The organism is Chitinophaga sp. CF418 (genome assembly GCF_900142925.1).
Taxonomy (GTDB): domain Bacteria; phylum Bacteroidota; class Bacteroidia; order Chitinophagales; family Chitinophagaceae; genus Chitinophaga.
Genome location: NZ_FRCN01000013.1, coordinates 203,470 through 218,142, shown reverse-complemented (window position 1 = coordinate 218,142; position 14,673 = coordinate 203,470). Strand labels below are relative to the sequence as shown.

Annotated in this window: 12 protein-coding genes; 5 read left to right on the top strand and 7 right to left on the bottom strand. The window is 45.8% G+C overall.

All coding sequences use genetic code 11. The features are described 5' to 3' along the window. From F3I09_RS25980 to F3I09_RS25965, 4 genes are all read left to right on the top strand, one after another. On the top strand, positions 1 to 870 hold the full coding sequence (locus F3I09_RS25980; protein WP_149697973.1) for an anti-sigma factor domain-containing protein: 870 nt from the start codon (positions 1 to 3) through the stop codon (positions 868 to 870). 221 nt (positions 871 to 1,091) lie between these two features. Beyond that, positions 1,092 to 1,643, top strand: coding sequence for an RNA polymerase sigma factor (locus tag F3I09_RS25975; protein ID WP_089832245.1), 552 nt, complete (start codon positions 1,092 to 1,094; stop codon positions 1,641 to 1,643). Between the two features lie 2 nt (positions 1,644 to 1,645). Further along, entirely contained in the window at positions 1,646 to 2,479 is an 834-nt protein-coding gene (locus tag F3I09_RS25970; RefSeq protein WP_149697972.1) for an anti-sigma factor domain-containing protein, read from the top strand. Between the two features lie 27 nt (positions 2,480 to 2,506). Beyond that, positions 2,507 to 3,433 carry a hypothetical protein gene (locus tag F3I09_RS25965; protein WP_149697971.1) on the top strand — a complete coding sequence of 309 codons (927 nt, stop codon included), beginning with the start codon at positions 2,507 to 2,509 and terminating at the stop codon, positions 3,431 to 3,433. 139 nt (positions 3,434 to 3,572) lie between these two features. On the opposite strand, the gene F3I09_RS25960 is transcribed toward F3I09_RS25965, so the two are convergent. Together F3I09_RS25960 and F3I09_RS25955 are read right to left on the bottom strand one after the other, a co-directional pair. Continuing rightward, a complete protein-coding gene (locus F3I09_RS25960; RefSeq protein ID WP_149697970.1) occupies positions 3,573 to 5,237 on the bottom strand; it encodes a gliding motility-associated C-terminal domain-containing protein in 1,665 nt (554 codons plus the stop codon). 65 nt (positions 5,238 to 5,302) lie between these two features. Beyond that, positions 5,303 to 6,373, bottom strand: coding sequence for an RluA family pseudouridine synthase (locus tag F3I09_RS25955; protein WP_188133962.1), 1,071 nt, complete (start codon positions 6,371 to 6,373; stop codon positions 5,303 to 5,305). A gap of 587 nt (positions 6,374 to 6,960) precedes the next feature. Between F3I09_RS25955 and lipB the strand changes: the two genes are divergently transcribed. Then, positions 6,961 to 7,677: a lipoyl(octanoyl) transferase LipB gene (gene lipB / locus F3I09_RS25950; RefSeq protein ID WP_149697968.1), complete on the top strand. Its 717-nt coding sequence runs from the start codon at positions 6,961 to 6,963 to the stop codon at positions 7,675 to 7,677. Positions 7,678 to 7,946: 269 nt separating this feature from the next. On the opposite strand, the gene F3I09_RS25945 is transcribed toward lipB, so the two are convergent. The 5 genes from F3I09_RS25945 to F3I09_RS25925 form a co-directional block, all read right to left on the bottom strand. Continuing rightward, complete coding sequence (locus tag F3I09_RS25945) at positions 7,947 to 8,717, bottom strand: hypothetical protein (protein ID WP_149697967.1); 771 nt, start codon at positions 8,715 to 8,717, stop codon at positions 7,947 to 7,949. Between the two features lie 226 nt (positions 8,718 to 8,943). Continuing rightward, complete coding sequence (locus F3I09_RS25940; protein ID WP_149697966.1) at positions 8,944 to 9,546, bottom strand: hypothetical protein; 603 nt, start codon at positions 9,544 to 9,546, stop codon at positions 8,944 to 8,946. Between the two features lie 117 nt (positions 9,547 to 9,663). Continuing rightward, positions 9,664 to 10,557, bottom strand: coding sequence for a 1-aminocyclopropane-1-carboxylate deaminase/D-cysteine desulfhydrase (locus F3I09_RS25935; protein WP_149697965.1), 894 nt, complete (start codon positions 10,555 to 10,557; stop codon positions 9,664 to 9,666). A 226-nt stretch (positions 10,558 to 10,783) separates the two neighbouring features. Continuing rightward, a complete protein-coding gene (locus F3I09_RS25930; protein WP_188133961.1) occupies positions 10,784 to 13,141 on the bottom strand; it encodes a family 20 glycosylhydrolase in 2,358 nt (785 codons plus the stop codon). 26 nt (positions 13,142 to 13,167) lie between these two features. Beyond that, entirely contained in the window at positions 13,168 to 14,508 is a 1,341-nt protein-coding gene (locus F3I09_RS25925) for an alpha-L-fucosidase (RefSeq protein WP_149697963.1), read from the bottom strand. Positions 14,509 to 14,673 lie beyond the last annotated feature (165 nt).

Below are 14,673 nucleotides of genomic sequence, written 5' to 3'. Positions count from 1 at the left end.
GTGGATGTTCAACGTTACATATCGTCCGGTTTAATTGAGAACCATGTCACGGGGTTACTTTCAGAATCAGAATCGCGTGAGGTACTCGGCGCCATTCAGCAGCACCCTGAAGTAAAAGCTGCTGCAGAAGCTTTACAGGTGGATATGGAGCGCTATATACAGCTATGGGCTGCCAAGCCCCCTGCCGGTATCAAGCGCCAGATAATGGACCGCCTGCACAAAAACGAAGCAGACGACCCCATTGCCGCTGAAACTGAAACCTTCACAGCAGCAACCAACGAAAATACATTCTCAGAAGATACAGACGCTGGCCTCGGCCTTAACTTATCCCAACTCCAGATCTGGCAATACAGTGCTGCCGCGGCCATTGCGCTGCTGCTGGGCAGTGTGGTCATGAACGTCGTTTCCTACGGTAATGCCAGTGGCTATAAACAGCAGGTTTCTTCCCTGCAGGCAGAGCAAGCCTCCCTGTTGGCGGAGAAAGATGCCCTGAAGGAACAGCTGGACTTTACACAGAAAGAAAACGGTGTCATGAAAGACCCTTCCTTCAAATGGATACGTATGCCGGGCGTTGGTAAACATACGGGTGTGGTGGCTACCATCTGCTGGAACCCACAATCGAAAGAAACATTCATTCTCGCACAGGCATTACCAGAACCTCCTGCCGACAAACAATATCAGCTCTGGGCTATCGTAAATGGTAAACCGATCGATGCCGGTGTATTTGAGCTGGGCAGTAAAGCGCATACCGTACAGAAAGTAAAAGCGGTAGATAATGCCCAGGTTTTTGCCGTAACCCTCGAAAAGAAAGGTGGAAGCCCGTCACCTACGTTGGAACAAATGTTTGTAGCCGGAAAAGTAGCTGGCTGATATCCCTTTTCTACCCTTCCTCACACTAGATCGCTCATTATCAATTATTCCGTAATAATTGCTATCTTTCCTTTAATATTGCATTCCCATTAACCATCTATCAGGACTTATTAGGATTGTAACAACAAGTTGTACCGGTAACAGTTCCAATCATACTGTAGCACCTGCAGCTAAATTGTGGAGCACACTGAATCGTATTTTTAACAAAATTTTTAACTGTTTTGGAATCCGCGTTTACATATACGGAATCTGAGCTGGTGCAGGGGCTGAAAGCCAAAGACCAGAAGGTATTCGGCTACCTTTATGACCGCTATTCCCCCGCTTTATACGGCGTAGCCCTCAAGGTGCTCAACGACGAAAGTAATGCGAATGATGTGCTGCAGGAAGTGTTCCTTAAAATTTGGCGTAACATAGACAGGTACGACGAAAGCAAAGGGCGTCTGTTTACCTGGATGCTCAATATTACCCGCAATTCCGCAATTGATACACTCCGTTCCAAGGCACATAAAATGGATCAGAAAATCCAAGATATTGGAGATGACGTACATTTATATACAGGTAATTTAACTGTACTCCCATCCGTTGACCATCTTGGGCTTTCAAAGGTTCTTGAAAAATTAACCAAGGAACAACGAATCATCATCGACTTAGCGTACTATAAGGGATGCACCCAGGAAGAGATTTCTAAGGTGTTGGAGATTCCGTTGGGTACTGTAAAAACGAGGATGAGGAACGCAATTATTCAATTAAGGAACTTGTTAAAATTAGTATAAGAGTGGACGCATCACGTTTCATATCGTCCGGGTTGATAGAGGCTTATGTAAGTGGACTGGCTACCTCCAATGAAGTACAGGAGCTGGAACGCGGCATGACGCAATATCCGGAAGTAGCAGCTGCAGTAGATGACTGCCAGTTGGATATGGAACAGTACGTTACCCTGCAATCCAAAACACCACCGGCAGATCTCAAGCAACGCATTTTCCATATTATCATTAACGAAGAAGTAGCCCGTGAAAGCGGCGCCCTGGGAGCAGATGCTGTAACTGACGAATTCCCCGAAACAAAAACATATGTAAGCAGCACCTGGCGCCTGGTAGCTGCTGCCGCCATCATATTACTGCTGGGCAGCCTGTTCCTTAACTATTTCTTCTTCGGACAGATCAACGATTATAAAGGCCGTTACGAAACTTTACTTTCCACACATAATTCACTGGCATCAGAATCTAATCTTTACCGGACCCGCATCGATCAGATGGAACATGCTATCGATCTCATGAAGAATCCGTCCATGAAGACCGTAAAGATGCCCGGCACCAAACCATTCCCCACCGCACTGGCTACCGTTTACTGGAACCAGCAGTCAAAGGAGGTATTCATCATGGTGAATAATCTTCCGGAACCCGCTGCTGACAAGCAATATCAGCTCTGGGCCATCGTTGATGGTAAGCCTGTTGATATGGGCGTATTTGAAATGAGCAATCCGCATGAGCTCCTGCAAAAGATGAAGTCTATTGATAACGCCGAAATGTTTGCTATTACCCTTGAGAAAAAAGGCGGAAGTGCCGTTCCTACATTAGACCAGATGTATGTGGCAGGAAAAGCCAGTTGAAATGCGTAAAATATATAATTTCGCAGGATGCGAAAACTCTGGTTCTATACTATCACACTGTTTTTCTTTCAGCAAACCTATGCGCAGGATACCGCCAGATACAAAGGGATGACCATTAACCTGGATGAAGTGATCGTCGAGGCCAAACGTATTGGCTTTGATGTCAACAGCTTCATTAAAAGAGTGGAAGATGATACCACTTTTTACCGCGCCTTTAAAAACCTGCGCCTGCTGGGCTATACTGCCGACAATGATATCCGTATTTACAATAAGCATAACGAGGTGCAGGCCTCTCTCAATGGTCAGACACAGCAAACCATGCAGGGCAGATGTCGTAGCATGAAAGTGCTGAGACAGGATGTTACCGGCGATTTCTTTGACAAGAAAGGACAATACAACTACTATACAGCCGAATTATACGGTAACCTCTTTTTTACCCAGGGCACCGTATGTGTGGATGCCAGCGGGGAAGAACCGGAAAGATCAAAGGGCAGTATGGCCAGGCATAAAAACCAGCTGAAACAACTCATCTTTAATCCCGGCAAGCCCGTCAGAGGTGTACCTATCGTAGGAGGTAAAGTGGCCATTTTTGATCCGGAAGTAATGAGGTTGTACGATTTCTCTATCACGTCTGAAAGTTATGCCAGCGTTCCCTGTTATGTATTTACGGCAAAGGCCAAACCCAGTCTCAATATACTGGACAGGGGAGACGTGGTGATCAATGAGCTGATCACTTACTTTAATAAGGATAATTTTGAGATCGTTGGCCGCATCTATTCCCTCTCTTATAAAACAATGCTCTTTGATTTCGATGTAAAGATGAATGTGCAGATGACCAAACAACAGGGCCTGCTCATCCCGGCACTGGTCACTTACGACGGTACCTGGGATGTCCCTTTCAAAAAAAGGGAAACAGCGAAGTTTATCGCAAGGTTCCACAGTTTCACGGAATAAGTTGAACAGCGCCTGTCAGTAACGGCAATAATAGCAATAACAGCAAATTATCAGTAACAGCAATAAAAGAAGAACTATCAGTATTGCAATAAAAAAAGAGAGGCTGCTCATTGGCAGCCTCTCTTTTTATGTTAGCTATTTAATAGATCACTGTTACTGAACCTGTCTTCTTCACTTTCTCTCCCGTTGCTACTATCTTATAATCCATCACCCAGACATATGTTCCAACTGGCACCCTTCCCTTATCCCAGGTGCCTTTCCATCCGACTCCCGGGTCTGTGGTGTAGTAGATCCTCTGTCCCCATCGGTTAAAGAGCACCAGCTCAAAGTCAGAAATAGCACACCGGAATTTCGGCCGGAAGTAGTCATTCAGGCCATCGGCATTGGGTGTAAAGGCCGTCGGCAAATACACCTGGCATCCACATTCCTGGAAAGTGATATCCATTTCGTCTATTGACTGCCCGCAACTATTCGTCGCCACAATAGCATAGTGTCCTGCCTGCGTGACCGGGAAGAGCGGCAGTGATGAGCTGTCCTGCCATTTATATTGCATACCGGCGCCATCGGGGTGGAGGTTGTATACCTCGCCTATACATAACAGCGTGTCCGGTCCTAAATTCGTATGTAATGTATCTTCAAACTGTACATGGATAGTGTCGCTATCAATACAACGCCCCACCTTCGCCTGTACCCAGTAGTATCCTGTTTGCCGCACATAGTAGGTAGCCTGTTTGGACGTATCCTGCCAGCGGTAGGACGCAGTCCCGAAGTCGGCTTTCAGTACCAGTGTTTCACCCTTACATACCACGGTATCATTACCCAGATCCAGATTTTTATCCGGTTTGTAACGGATCAGGATCGTATCGAGGACCTCGCAGGTATTGTTGATATTCACAAAAACCCATAGGTCCCATCGACTTCGGATGGTCGTTGTTGGTGTGGTGGCCCTGTTACTCCAGCGGTAAGCGGTAGCTCCGGGTGTGGTAGCATCGAGTGTGATCGATTCTCCCGGACATAAGATGGTGTCTCTTCCCAATGAGAACGGATGTTGCTGACCGGCAAATGCGATATATATCGTATCACGGTACAGACCACAACCTTTTGCATCGGCGGTCACAATATATTGGGTGGATGGCATTGCCACATCACTGTGTACAATGATGTTAGGAGTAGTATCGCCGGTGCTCCAGAGATAAGTACAGTTCTGGGCGGTAGCATCCAGTTCCAGTGTTTCACCTATGCAAAGTATCAGGCTGCTGTCGCCCAGGTCTAGTTGCGGCACGGGCGTATAGAATACGTTGACAGAATCCGGTACCAGACAACCATTGATCTTCACCTTATAGGTACCCATTGTGTCTACCAGTATACTTTGATTAGTAGATCCATCCTGCCACTCATAGGTCGCTCCGGGTACGGTAGGGGCGGTGAGGGTAATGGTAGTACTGTCACAAATGGTCTGGTCCGTAGGGCCAAAATCATAAATAACAGGAGCTACGATTGTCAGAGAGGTGGTAGATATTTCCTGAACGCCATTTCTGAAAGCGATCAGTTGCACTGTGTAGGTACCAATAGTATTGTAGAGGTGTGCGCCTTTTATCTTCCGGGAAGTATCCGCAGAACCTGAGGCCGGATCACCAAAGTACCAATGAACAGAATCAATACCTGCAAGGTCCGCTGGAGCAATTTCGAATCTAACACTATCATTCTGGCAGGTTGTTGAGTACGTAAATTGTGTTTGTGCCCGGGCGCCAAATGCACCCAGCATGGTTGTAAAAACCGCAATTAATAGATATAGGCTTCTCATGGAGGGACATGGGTAAGTTGCTAAATTAAACGAAAAAGTGATATGTTTTTAATTTTTAATGAGATTTAATCTTCAAGAGGTCTGGCACTTACGTATCTCCTCCATTTCTCCAGAACGGCCTTAAAATCTTCAGGTAATGGACTCTCAAAATGCATAGGTTTCCTTGTGCGTGGATGTATAAACCCTAGTGTCTGTGCATGCAGGGCATGACGTGGCATAATTTCGAAGCAGTTTTCCACAAACTGCTTGTATTTGGCAAAGATGGTCCCCTTCAGGATGCGATTTCCTCCATAAGTATCGTCGTTGAACAGAGAATGCCCTATGTGCTGCATATGCACCCTGATCTGATGGGTACGTCCTGTTTCCAGGCGGCATTCGATGAGTGTCACATAGTTATAACGCTCAAGCACTTTGTAATGGGTGATGGCTTCCTTCCCATATTCGCCATCCGGATAGGCATCCATGATCTTGCGGAAACGCTGATGACGCCCAACATGCGCCTCAATAGTGCCTTCCTCTTCCTCAAAATCACCCCACACGAGGGCCATATAACGGCGTTGAACGGTATGGTCGAAAAATTGTTTGGCCAGGTCATTCATGGCTTTATCTGACTTGGCTACAACTAGTAGTCCGCTGGTATTCTTGTCGATACGGTGCACCAGTCCGAAGCGTGGAATTGCAGGTTCTGGTACCGGTGTTGTAGTTCGGTCGCCCAGGTACCAGGCCAGTCCGTTTACCAATGTACCGGTATAATTTCCGCAACCGGGATGGACTACCATACCCGGTAACTTATTGACAACCATTAAATCTTCATCCTCATAGATGATATCCAGGGGGATCTCTTCAGGGATCACTTCCGTATTCTCAGGATTCTTGTTAGAGAAAACCACAATACGGTCATGTGCCTTCACCTTATAGTTGGATTTCACTGGTTTGTCATTGACGATGACCATACCATTGTCACAGGCCTGCTGGATTTTGTTACGGGTAGCCCCTTCCACCCGGTTCATCAGGAACTTGTCCACCCGGAGTGGCTCTTGTCCTTTGTCCGCTACAATGTTTACCCGTTCATACAGCTCCTCGCTGCCTTCGCCGTTTTCCAGTTCATCGTCAAGTTCAATCAGTTCTTCCGCCATGAGGATTCAAAATTTTTGCAAAGGTAAGGATTGCGGGGCGCATGTACACAGATTGTGGTGAGTATATAGCCCGTCTTTCCTCAATATTCAGTTATTTTTTAGCTTCAAACCCGTTCTGGGTTGCATTAATCTTCTATATCTCCATATCCTTATAACGTCATCTGGATATCATTTCACCGTCATATATATATCCCTTCGATATAGAAATGTCGGTGAAGTGATATGGAAATGACGGTGAAGCGATATGGAAGTAACGAGGAAACATGCAACCAATAAGCATTCTTAATTTTGCATTTTCGCAAATCGTTTGACAGGAGAAGGTTTGAGGATTAAACATCGGATTAGATTGGCTATAGGCAGCAGTTTTAACCTGATGATGGTCAGGGTCGATCCGGAGGATACACGATATTTGACGCATACATGACGTATCCATAAGGCGCTCCGGGTAAGCGAACAGGTTTTCGCTCCCGGGATATTTCCACCTCCCGTATTACAGCCGGACTGGAAACGCGTCACTCCTCACAACGCGTAATGGCGCGGGCCGACGTAACGGAGACGAACTAATTCCGTACTTTTGTGCCTGCAATATGAACAAGAAGATCCACACGAACGACCTGGGAATCATTGATTATCAGAAGGCCTGGGATTACCAGGAGCAGCTCTTACAGGAGAATGTACGTATCAAGCAGGCATTGGCAAAGGGGGAGGTACCGGCTGGTCAGGCAAAGGAAACGACCCATTACCTGTTATTCTGCGGGCATCCGCATATTTACACCCTGGGAAAGAGTGGCCATATGGAGAACCTGTTGCTGGACGATCATCAGTTGCAGGACAAAGGCATCACCTTTTCAAATACCAACCGCGGAGGCGACATAACCTATCATGGTCCCGGTCAGGTAGTAGGATACCCCATTCTGGACCTGGAGCATTTCTTTACCGATATTGGCAAATATCTGCGTTTCCTGGAGGAAGTGATCATTCGTACATTGGCGGATTATGGCATTAAAGGCGACCGCTCAGCGGGTGAGACCGGCGTATGGCTGGACCCTCATGACCCTGCCCGCGCCCGTAAGATCTGCGCCATGGGGGTACGCTGTAGTCGTTGGGTAACCATGCACGGCTTTGCGCTGAATGTAAATACCGATCTGAACTATTTTGGCAATATAGTCCCTTGTGGTATCTCCGATAAAAAGGTTGCTTCTATGCACGAAGAGTTGGGGAGGGACGTATCCGAAGCTGAGGTAAAAGCCAAAATAAGCAGCTACTTCGCAGAAGTGTTTGATGCTGAAATGATTATGGATTGAGGTGACAGGCAGAGAATGTTGTTGGAGCCCCTGCCTGGTTATGTAAAGGTTAGCATTGGAGAAGTGTTTGATGCTGAAATGATTATGGATTGAGGTGACAGGCAGAGAATGCTATTGGAGCCCGTGCCTGGTTATGTATAGGTCAGCATTGGAGAAGTGTTTGATACTGAAATGACAAAGATTGAGATGACAGGCAGAAAATACCATTGCAGCCCTGCCTGGTTGTATCAATTCCTGTAAGTCAATAAGCTAGTTACGAATTCAACAGATCAATTCCTGTAATTTAGCGGAATAAACAAGTTCCACTTTTCATAAGGTTTACCATTCTGGTAGATCTCAAAATTGAACCAGCCTGCGTGCATAAAGATGGCCTTTTCGAGTATCAGGAATGGTTCTTTCACTTCCCCGATCTCAAAGAGGAAAGACCCGTCGGGTTCGAAGAACCTTACACTGTATTTTTTCTCAGGGGCATCCGGCAGTTTTATGTTCACATTTCCATCTGCGGTGGTATAAACATAGTTGGATGGATGCCATACTATTTTTTCCTCTTTAGGAGGCGCATTTTTCTCTTTTACCGTTCCGTTAGATGTCGTACTCACACCAGCCTCTTTAGCGGCTGCAATCGCCTCTTTTACATCAGCCAGCTGCAGCTTTTTACTGCCGTCAATGGTACTGTCCGGAATTGCCAGTATAACCTTCGAATAAAGGTAGCGTCCGTTCTTAAACTGGATGAACAGGCGGTAGTAGTTGGAGCCGGGTAAAGGTTTGACGTCCTGGTAACTGAGCCTGAGCTCGTTCGGATTGCTTATAAGACCAATCGTACTAAAGTTCAGCACACTATCCAGTGAGCGTTGCACCCCGATATAGTTGACATCCCTGAAACCAGACAGGAGATCAAGCTGGATCTTGCCCGTTTTGATCAGAGCAGAGAAGTCTGGAAATACTGGCGGTGTTGTGGTAGTCTGAGCTTTAACTGAAAAACCTGACGTTATAAATACTAAAAATACTGCGAATAGAATAGTACGCGACAACTGCTTCATAGATGCTAATTCCTGTAACCATACTTCCCAATGCCTTCAGTTTTCACAAAAAACACTGGTTTTCCTCTTAAGTTGGCAAAAATAATGAATAGACGATTGAAAATAGTGAACTGCGTAAATATAAATAATTCCGTCGTATAGAGATAGTGTATCGGATTGCTATTAACAAAGCTTTTACCAAAAGAAAAGAGCCTGGAACGCAAAATGATACACTATCCTGATATTGTTATTCCTCAGCAGCAGGGACCGTTATATGACGGGACAGACTTCCGCCTTTATTCATGATAAAAACTTCGTTGAACTGGGCTGATCTTGGAATGCTGAATAGCATAAATTTCCTTTCTGCCGCTGGCGCACCAAATACAGGTCCTTCGTTAGCCAGCAGGTAAAATGGAATGGTAAGCTCACAATTCTTTGTGTAAGCGCTGTCGATAATGAGTTTTGTACTTATTTCAATCCACTCGTTGGGATAACTCGGGTTGGGCGTTCTGTTATCTACGAGAATCCCGGCCAGCCAGTAATCTTTAAAGTTCAAAGATGGAGGAGTACTATCTACCGGAATGGGAGGTCTCATAAAATACTTATCAAAATCCTCTTTGGTATTAAAGAATTCGATATTCAACAGCAGACTGAGATTTACGTCAGGCTTCAGCTGGTATCCCTTTACGGTATCCAGTGCAAACCCATGTTTGCTGGTATCTGTACATACGACAGCAGTGCTGATCTTCTCCTTTTTATGCTGACTGGAAGCACATGAACACAAACAACATGTGAACAGCAACAAAGGTAAAAATGGTAAAAGAGATTTACCAGATACAAATGATTTCATAGGTTGGGATTGTAGTTTATAGCTTATAGTTTATCGTTTACTGCTAGTGTTTATAGCTTATTGTTCATTGTTCTGTTTATTGTGATTATTAAGAGTAAGATATGCAGAATATTGATATCAGGTAGCTGAACTAGTCACAGGATTTCCCTGCAGACCTCCCGTATGAATAAGCAGCACATTACTACCGGCAGGGTACATGCCATCCAGCACATCCTGCCTGAAGCCCATAAATAACTTCCCGGTATACACGATATCCAGAGGGATCCGTGTCTCTCCATAAAACTGCCGGATAAACTCCATCAATGCCGGAGTCACTTTTGCATACCCTCCTCCATGGTGCTGATGCAGTAATTGCCAGCGGGGAAGGGGAGCAGGCGCAGGATTCAATAATGATTGTATCTCCTGCTCCAGGTAAGTGGCACCTTTGAGGACGACATAACCACGTATCTCCTGTTGAAGAACAGCGCTATTGATAAGACCTGCCAGCGTAGTACCAGTACCTACCGCACATGCGATATGCGTAAAGGATGTATCATTCACTAATGAGAGGATTTCCTCGCAACCTTTTCCTCCCAACGCATTATTGCCACCCTCAGGCACTACATAAGCATCCGCATAAAGTGCGTTCCAATCTGTCTCATTTTTAACCCGGTATGCCTCCCGGCTAATAAAGTGCAGGTCCATTCCTTTTAAAGAAGCCTCCTGCAATGTATGACTTAAAACTGAGGGTCGTTCTCCCCTGATAATACCTGTACAGGCAATACCTGCAAGCCGGCATGCAGCAGCGGTAGCTGCAATATGATTGGAGTAGGCGCCACCAAAAGTGAGTATCCGTGTTTTCTCCTGTGCAAAGGCCGCTTCAAGATTATAACGCAGTTTAAACCACTTATTCCCCGAGACTTCCGGATGCAGCAGATCCAGGCGCAGCACGGATGCCTGTATATTCTCAGGCAACCATGAAGGAGAGATGGTTTGAAGTGTAATGTTGTTATAATCGAGTTGTATGTTCATTTAGATTAAAGGCAAGAAAAACAAAGCAGTAAAAAACGGAACCAATAACAAAGAAAAAACAAGAACTATAAAAACAAAAGTACAAAAGCATAAAAGAACAAAGGAAGATGCCTGAAATATACGCAACGACATAACGCCAGGCACACTACCAACTATCGAAACCGTAGTATCTTCCGCAAAACCAACAACACAATATCGACAGCACATCATCAGCATCGCAATATCATCACTGCCCTGTATACAACACCTCTGCAGGATTCAACTTCTCCCTATCCCTATATATCCCCGCATCCAGCCATGCGCCTGTACCTACATTAAAATATTGCACCTTAATCTTATGCAACCCTTTCCGCAAGGGTAAGAACCCGCTCCTGTCCTGCAGATCATGCTGCCCATCATTATCCACTACTAACTGATCGTCCACATAAAACACCGCCCCATCATCACTATTCAGATGAAACTCATACAAATCATCCGCAGGTACTTTCACATACCCGCTAAATGTAACCCCACCATTTTTTAACGCTAAAGGACGGATGTCTATCGCAGGTAATACACCGGAACTATCACCGGAAACCGGCAACTGACGGGCATTAGCGAAAGTATTATTAACAAGCGAGAACCGTACACCTTTCTTTCCCATATTAACAGCCACCGCAGGCAGATAAGGTTTACGCACATAAGTAGCACTATACAGCGGACTAATACGCCCCGAAGGCAAAACTACAATGCACTGCACAAGCGCACTGCCGTTTTCCGGAACGGAAAGTATGAACGGCTGCGTATAAGGTGTGCTCCGCTTCCCCGGCTGACTTCCATCAGTAGTATAGTAAATAAAACTACCCTTCACAGGTGGCTTTAAAGTTACCGTCACAGTAGAAGTTGTCACTGCTTTACTTTCCAGTCCCACCGGCTCCGGAATACGGAAATTAACTCCTGCATTATTGAGTCGTGCCAGTTCCAGTGGTAATTTACGCATGAAACGAGGGTAGTTCTTCTTCCCTGGCTGTGACCATGCAATTTCCGACAAAGCCAGCGCCCGCGGCCATGTCATGTAGTCGAGCATCTGCTGATCAGGAATGAACTCGGTCCAGATATTCCCCTGTACTCCTTTGATGTATTGCCGTTCAGCAGGCGTTAATGAAGGAGGTAAAGGCTCATAGTTATAGACAGTTTTAAGTGGAAGATATGCCGCTGCATTGAGCGGCTCAGTAGCAGGCTGGCCCTGTGTATAATCGAAGTAGAGATAAGTATTCGGCGTCATGATGACATCATGATTTTGCTTAGCCGCAGCAATACCACCTTCTTCACCACGCCAGCTCATGACAGTAGCATTGGGCGCAATACCACCTTCCAGTATTTCATCCCAGCCAATGATACTCCTGCCTTTGCTGTTCACAAATTTCTCCATGCGGTTGATGAAATAACTCTGTAATGCATGTTCATCTTTCAGTCCTAGCTTCTTAATGAGCTGCTGCACTTCGGCAGATTCTTTCCAGTGGTCTTTCAGACATTCATCACCGCCGATGTGAATGTATTGCGAAGGAAAGAGATCCATTACTTCTGTCAGTACATCCTGCAGAAAAGTAAACACTGAATCATTCGCCGGATTTAACACGTCTTTCGAGATGCCCCAGGTAGTACGCACTTCATAGGGTCCTCCTGTATTACCAAACTGCGGATAGGCCGCTAACACCGCCTGCGAATGCCCCGGCATTTCTATTTCAGGAATAATAGTGATATTCCTTTCGGCCGCATATTTCACGATATCACGCACTTCATCCTGGGTATAATAGCCGCCGTAAGGCTTACCATCATAAGTAGTGCTGCGGCGATGATGCCCTACGATCGTTTCTTTTCTGACAGACGCAACTTCCTGCAGGCGCGGATATTTTTTTATCTCAATACGCCAGCCCTGGTCTTCTGTAAGATGCCAGTGGAAGCGATTGAACTTATACAACACCAGCATATCGATGAACTGTTTAACAGCAGCAGGAGGGAAGAAGTGACGGCCCACGTCCAGCATCATACCACGATAGGCAAAACGTGGATAGTCCTGAATTTTAACGCCGGGGAGATGAATAGCTGCATGTTGATCAACTGCATATAACTGCTGCAATTTTACAGAGTCCTGTATCCTGTTCCTGGAAGGGTCTAATGCAATCAGTTTATTCAGCGGAAATAACTGCAACAAGCTCTGCAAACCATACAACAATCCATTGGCATCGCCCTGCAGATAAATACGGCCTGTATTCACTTCCAGTATATAACCGTCTGTTTTACCGGTACTGGCTTCCACCAGTTCAATCATGGGATGTGCAGCCGGTACTGGCTTTGGTGAAAACCCGTTTGCAGGCAGTTTGAAATTATAATTGCGTTGTAGAAAATCATTCAGAAAATCAGCTACTTTGTCAGCCGCCTGTCCGCTGTAATGTATTTCCGCTCTCTCATTCAGCACAAAACTTCCTGGCATGGAATTCAGCAGCACTGGTTCAGGAATGATTGTGATATCGCCTGTTTTCAGCTGTGCCGTTCCGTCAAGGAAGCAGAGTGCCGTCAAAGTTGACAAGAATAATTTCTTCATATGCATAGTCTTAGTATGATTGATCCTTATTCATTCGTCAGAAACCCACCTTTTCCCCGATACAGCTTCACGGGGCCATCCAGTTCCACAGCAAGTACGGTCATGTATTTGTCCTGCACAGCAGCGGGAACGTCGATGTATACCAGTCCGGGTACTGTGCTCCAGGATATTTTACCCACAATTTTGTGCGTAAGTGCCTGTCTGCTGCCGACTACACTGATCTTTTTGATGTTGTTGATCAGCCCCTTCACCATTACCTGTCCGCTTACATTGCCAGACAGGAAGAGGTATAAGGTACTGGAATCTTTTGATAAAGTGGTAGGCCCGTAGAAATGTCCCGCCGGAATACCCGCCACAGTATTGAAGATAGCAGGTGCATGTTTTTTATTCCAGGCCCCCAGTTCTTTCAATACAGTCACTTCAGCTGCAGGAATTGTTCCATCTTCCGCCGGACCGATATCCAGCAGCATATTACCGCCATTGCTGATAGCGTCTGCAAAGATGGTAATGACTTCATAAGGCGTCTTGTAATTGGTATCGTCGGGATGATAGCCCCAGTTATTGTTGATGGTCATACAAAGCTCCCACCATTTGAAGTTCGGCCTGGATACAGGGAAATTCTGTTCAGGAGTGTCATAGTCTCCATATCCCTGCAGGCGGCCATTGATGATAGTATTGGGATTATGGTCTGTGAGCATCTTCCTCATTTTTACGGCTTCCCATTCTTCCGCACTATGTTCCCAGTCGCCATCAAACCACCACAGATCGGGATTATACTGCTGCATTACTTCTTTAAGCTGTCCTTCATAGTAGTGGAGGAAGCGTTGCCAGCGGGCAGGATCTTTTTTAGCATCATAGCGGCTGCTGTCTTTGAGGAACTGCGGATAATCCGGATAACTCCAGTCGATCAAAGAAAAATAAGCGCCGGATTTAATCCCTTGTTGCCGCAATGCCGTATATAGGGGAGTGAGTACATCACGTTTGGCAGGAGTGCTGCCCGGCATGTCGAGCTTACTGAATTGAGTATCCCATAAAGCCACGCCATCGTGGTGTTTGGTGGTGATAACTGCATAGCGGGCGCCGGATTCTTTGATCAGGGCAGCCCATTCTTCAGGATGGTAATGGCGGGCTGTAAAGCCTTTCAGCTGTTGCATATAGTCGGCATAAGCAATCTTTTTATTGTAAAATGACCATGATTCATCTACGCCGCGTACGGAATAGATACCCCAGTGGATGAAAATGCCCAGTTTTGCGTCGGCAAACCACTGCATTTTGTCTTGAATAGCTGCTGGCTGGATGTGTTGCTGGGCTTTGGCGGATTGAAATAGTGAAAGAGTCAGTACTGCTGACGATAGGAATCGTTTCATTGATGGTTACATGAATTAATTACGTAATAAGCTGGCTTTCCCGGTTGGTACGGGATTTGTTATCATGATGGCCCTTTAGGCGTAACAGTATGGTAACAAAAAGAAGGCGCGAAAATAGTTTTAATGATTAAATTTATCGCCAGGAAATTCATCCAATATATGAAA

Excerpts from the sequence above, each read along its gene's own strand:
- F3I09_RS25965 (WP_149697971.1), top strand. The coding sequence starts at position 2,507 with ATGCGAAAACTCTGGTTCTATACTATCACACTGTTTTTCTTTCAGCAA.
- F3I09_RS25960 (WP_149697970.1), bottom strand. The coding sequence starts at position 5,237 with ATGAGAAGCCTATATCTATTAATTGCGGTTTTTACAACCATGCTGGGT.
- F3I09_RS25955 (WP_188133962.1), bottom strand. The coding sequence starts at position 6,373 with ATGGCGGAAGAACTGATTGAACTTGACGATGAACTGGAAAACGGCGAA.
- lipB (WP_149697968.1), top strand. The coding sequence starts at position 6,961 with ATGAACAAGAAGATCCACACGAACGACCTGGGAATCATTGATTATCAG.
- F3I09_RS25945 (WP_149697967.1), bottom strand. The coding sequence starts at position 8,717 with ATGAAGCAGTTGTCGCGTACTATTCTATTCGCAGTATTTTTAGTATTT.
- F3I09_RS25940 (WP_149697966.1), bottom strand. The coding sequence starts at position 9,546 with ATGAAATCATTTGTATCTGGTAAATCTCTTTTACCATTTTTACCTTTG.
- F3I09_RS25935 (WP_149697965.1), bottom strand. The coding sequence starts at position 10,557 with ATGAACATACAACTCGATTATAACAACATTACACTTCAAACCATCTCT.
- F3I09_RS25930 (WP_188133961.1), bottom strand. The coding sequence starts at position 13,141 with ATGAAGAAATTATTCTTGTCAACTTTGACGGCACTCTGCTTCCTTGAC.
- F3I09_RS25925 (WP_149697963.1), bottom strand. The coding sequence starts at position 14,508 with ATGAAACGATTCCTATCGTCAGCAGTACTGACTCTTTCACTATTTCAA.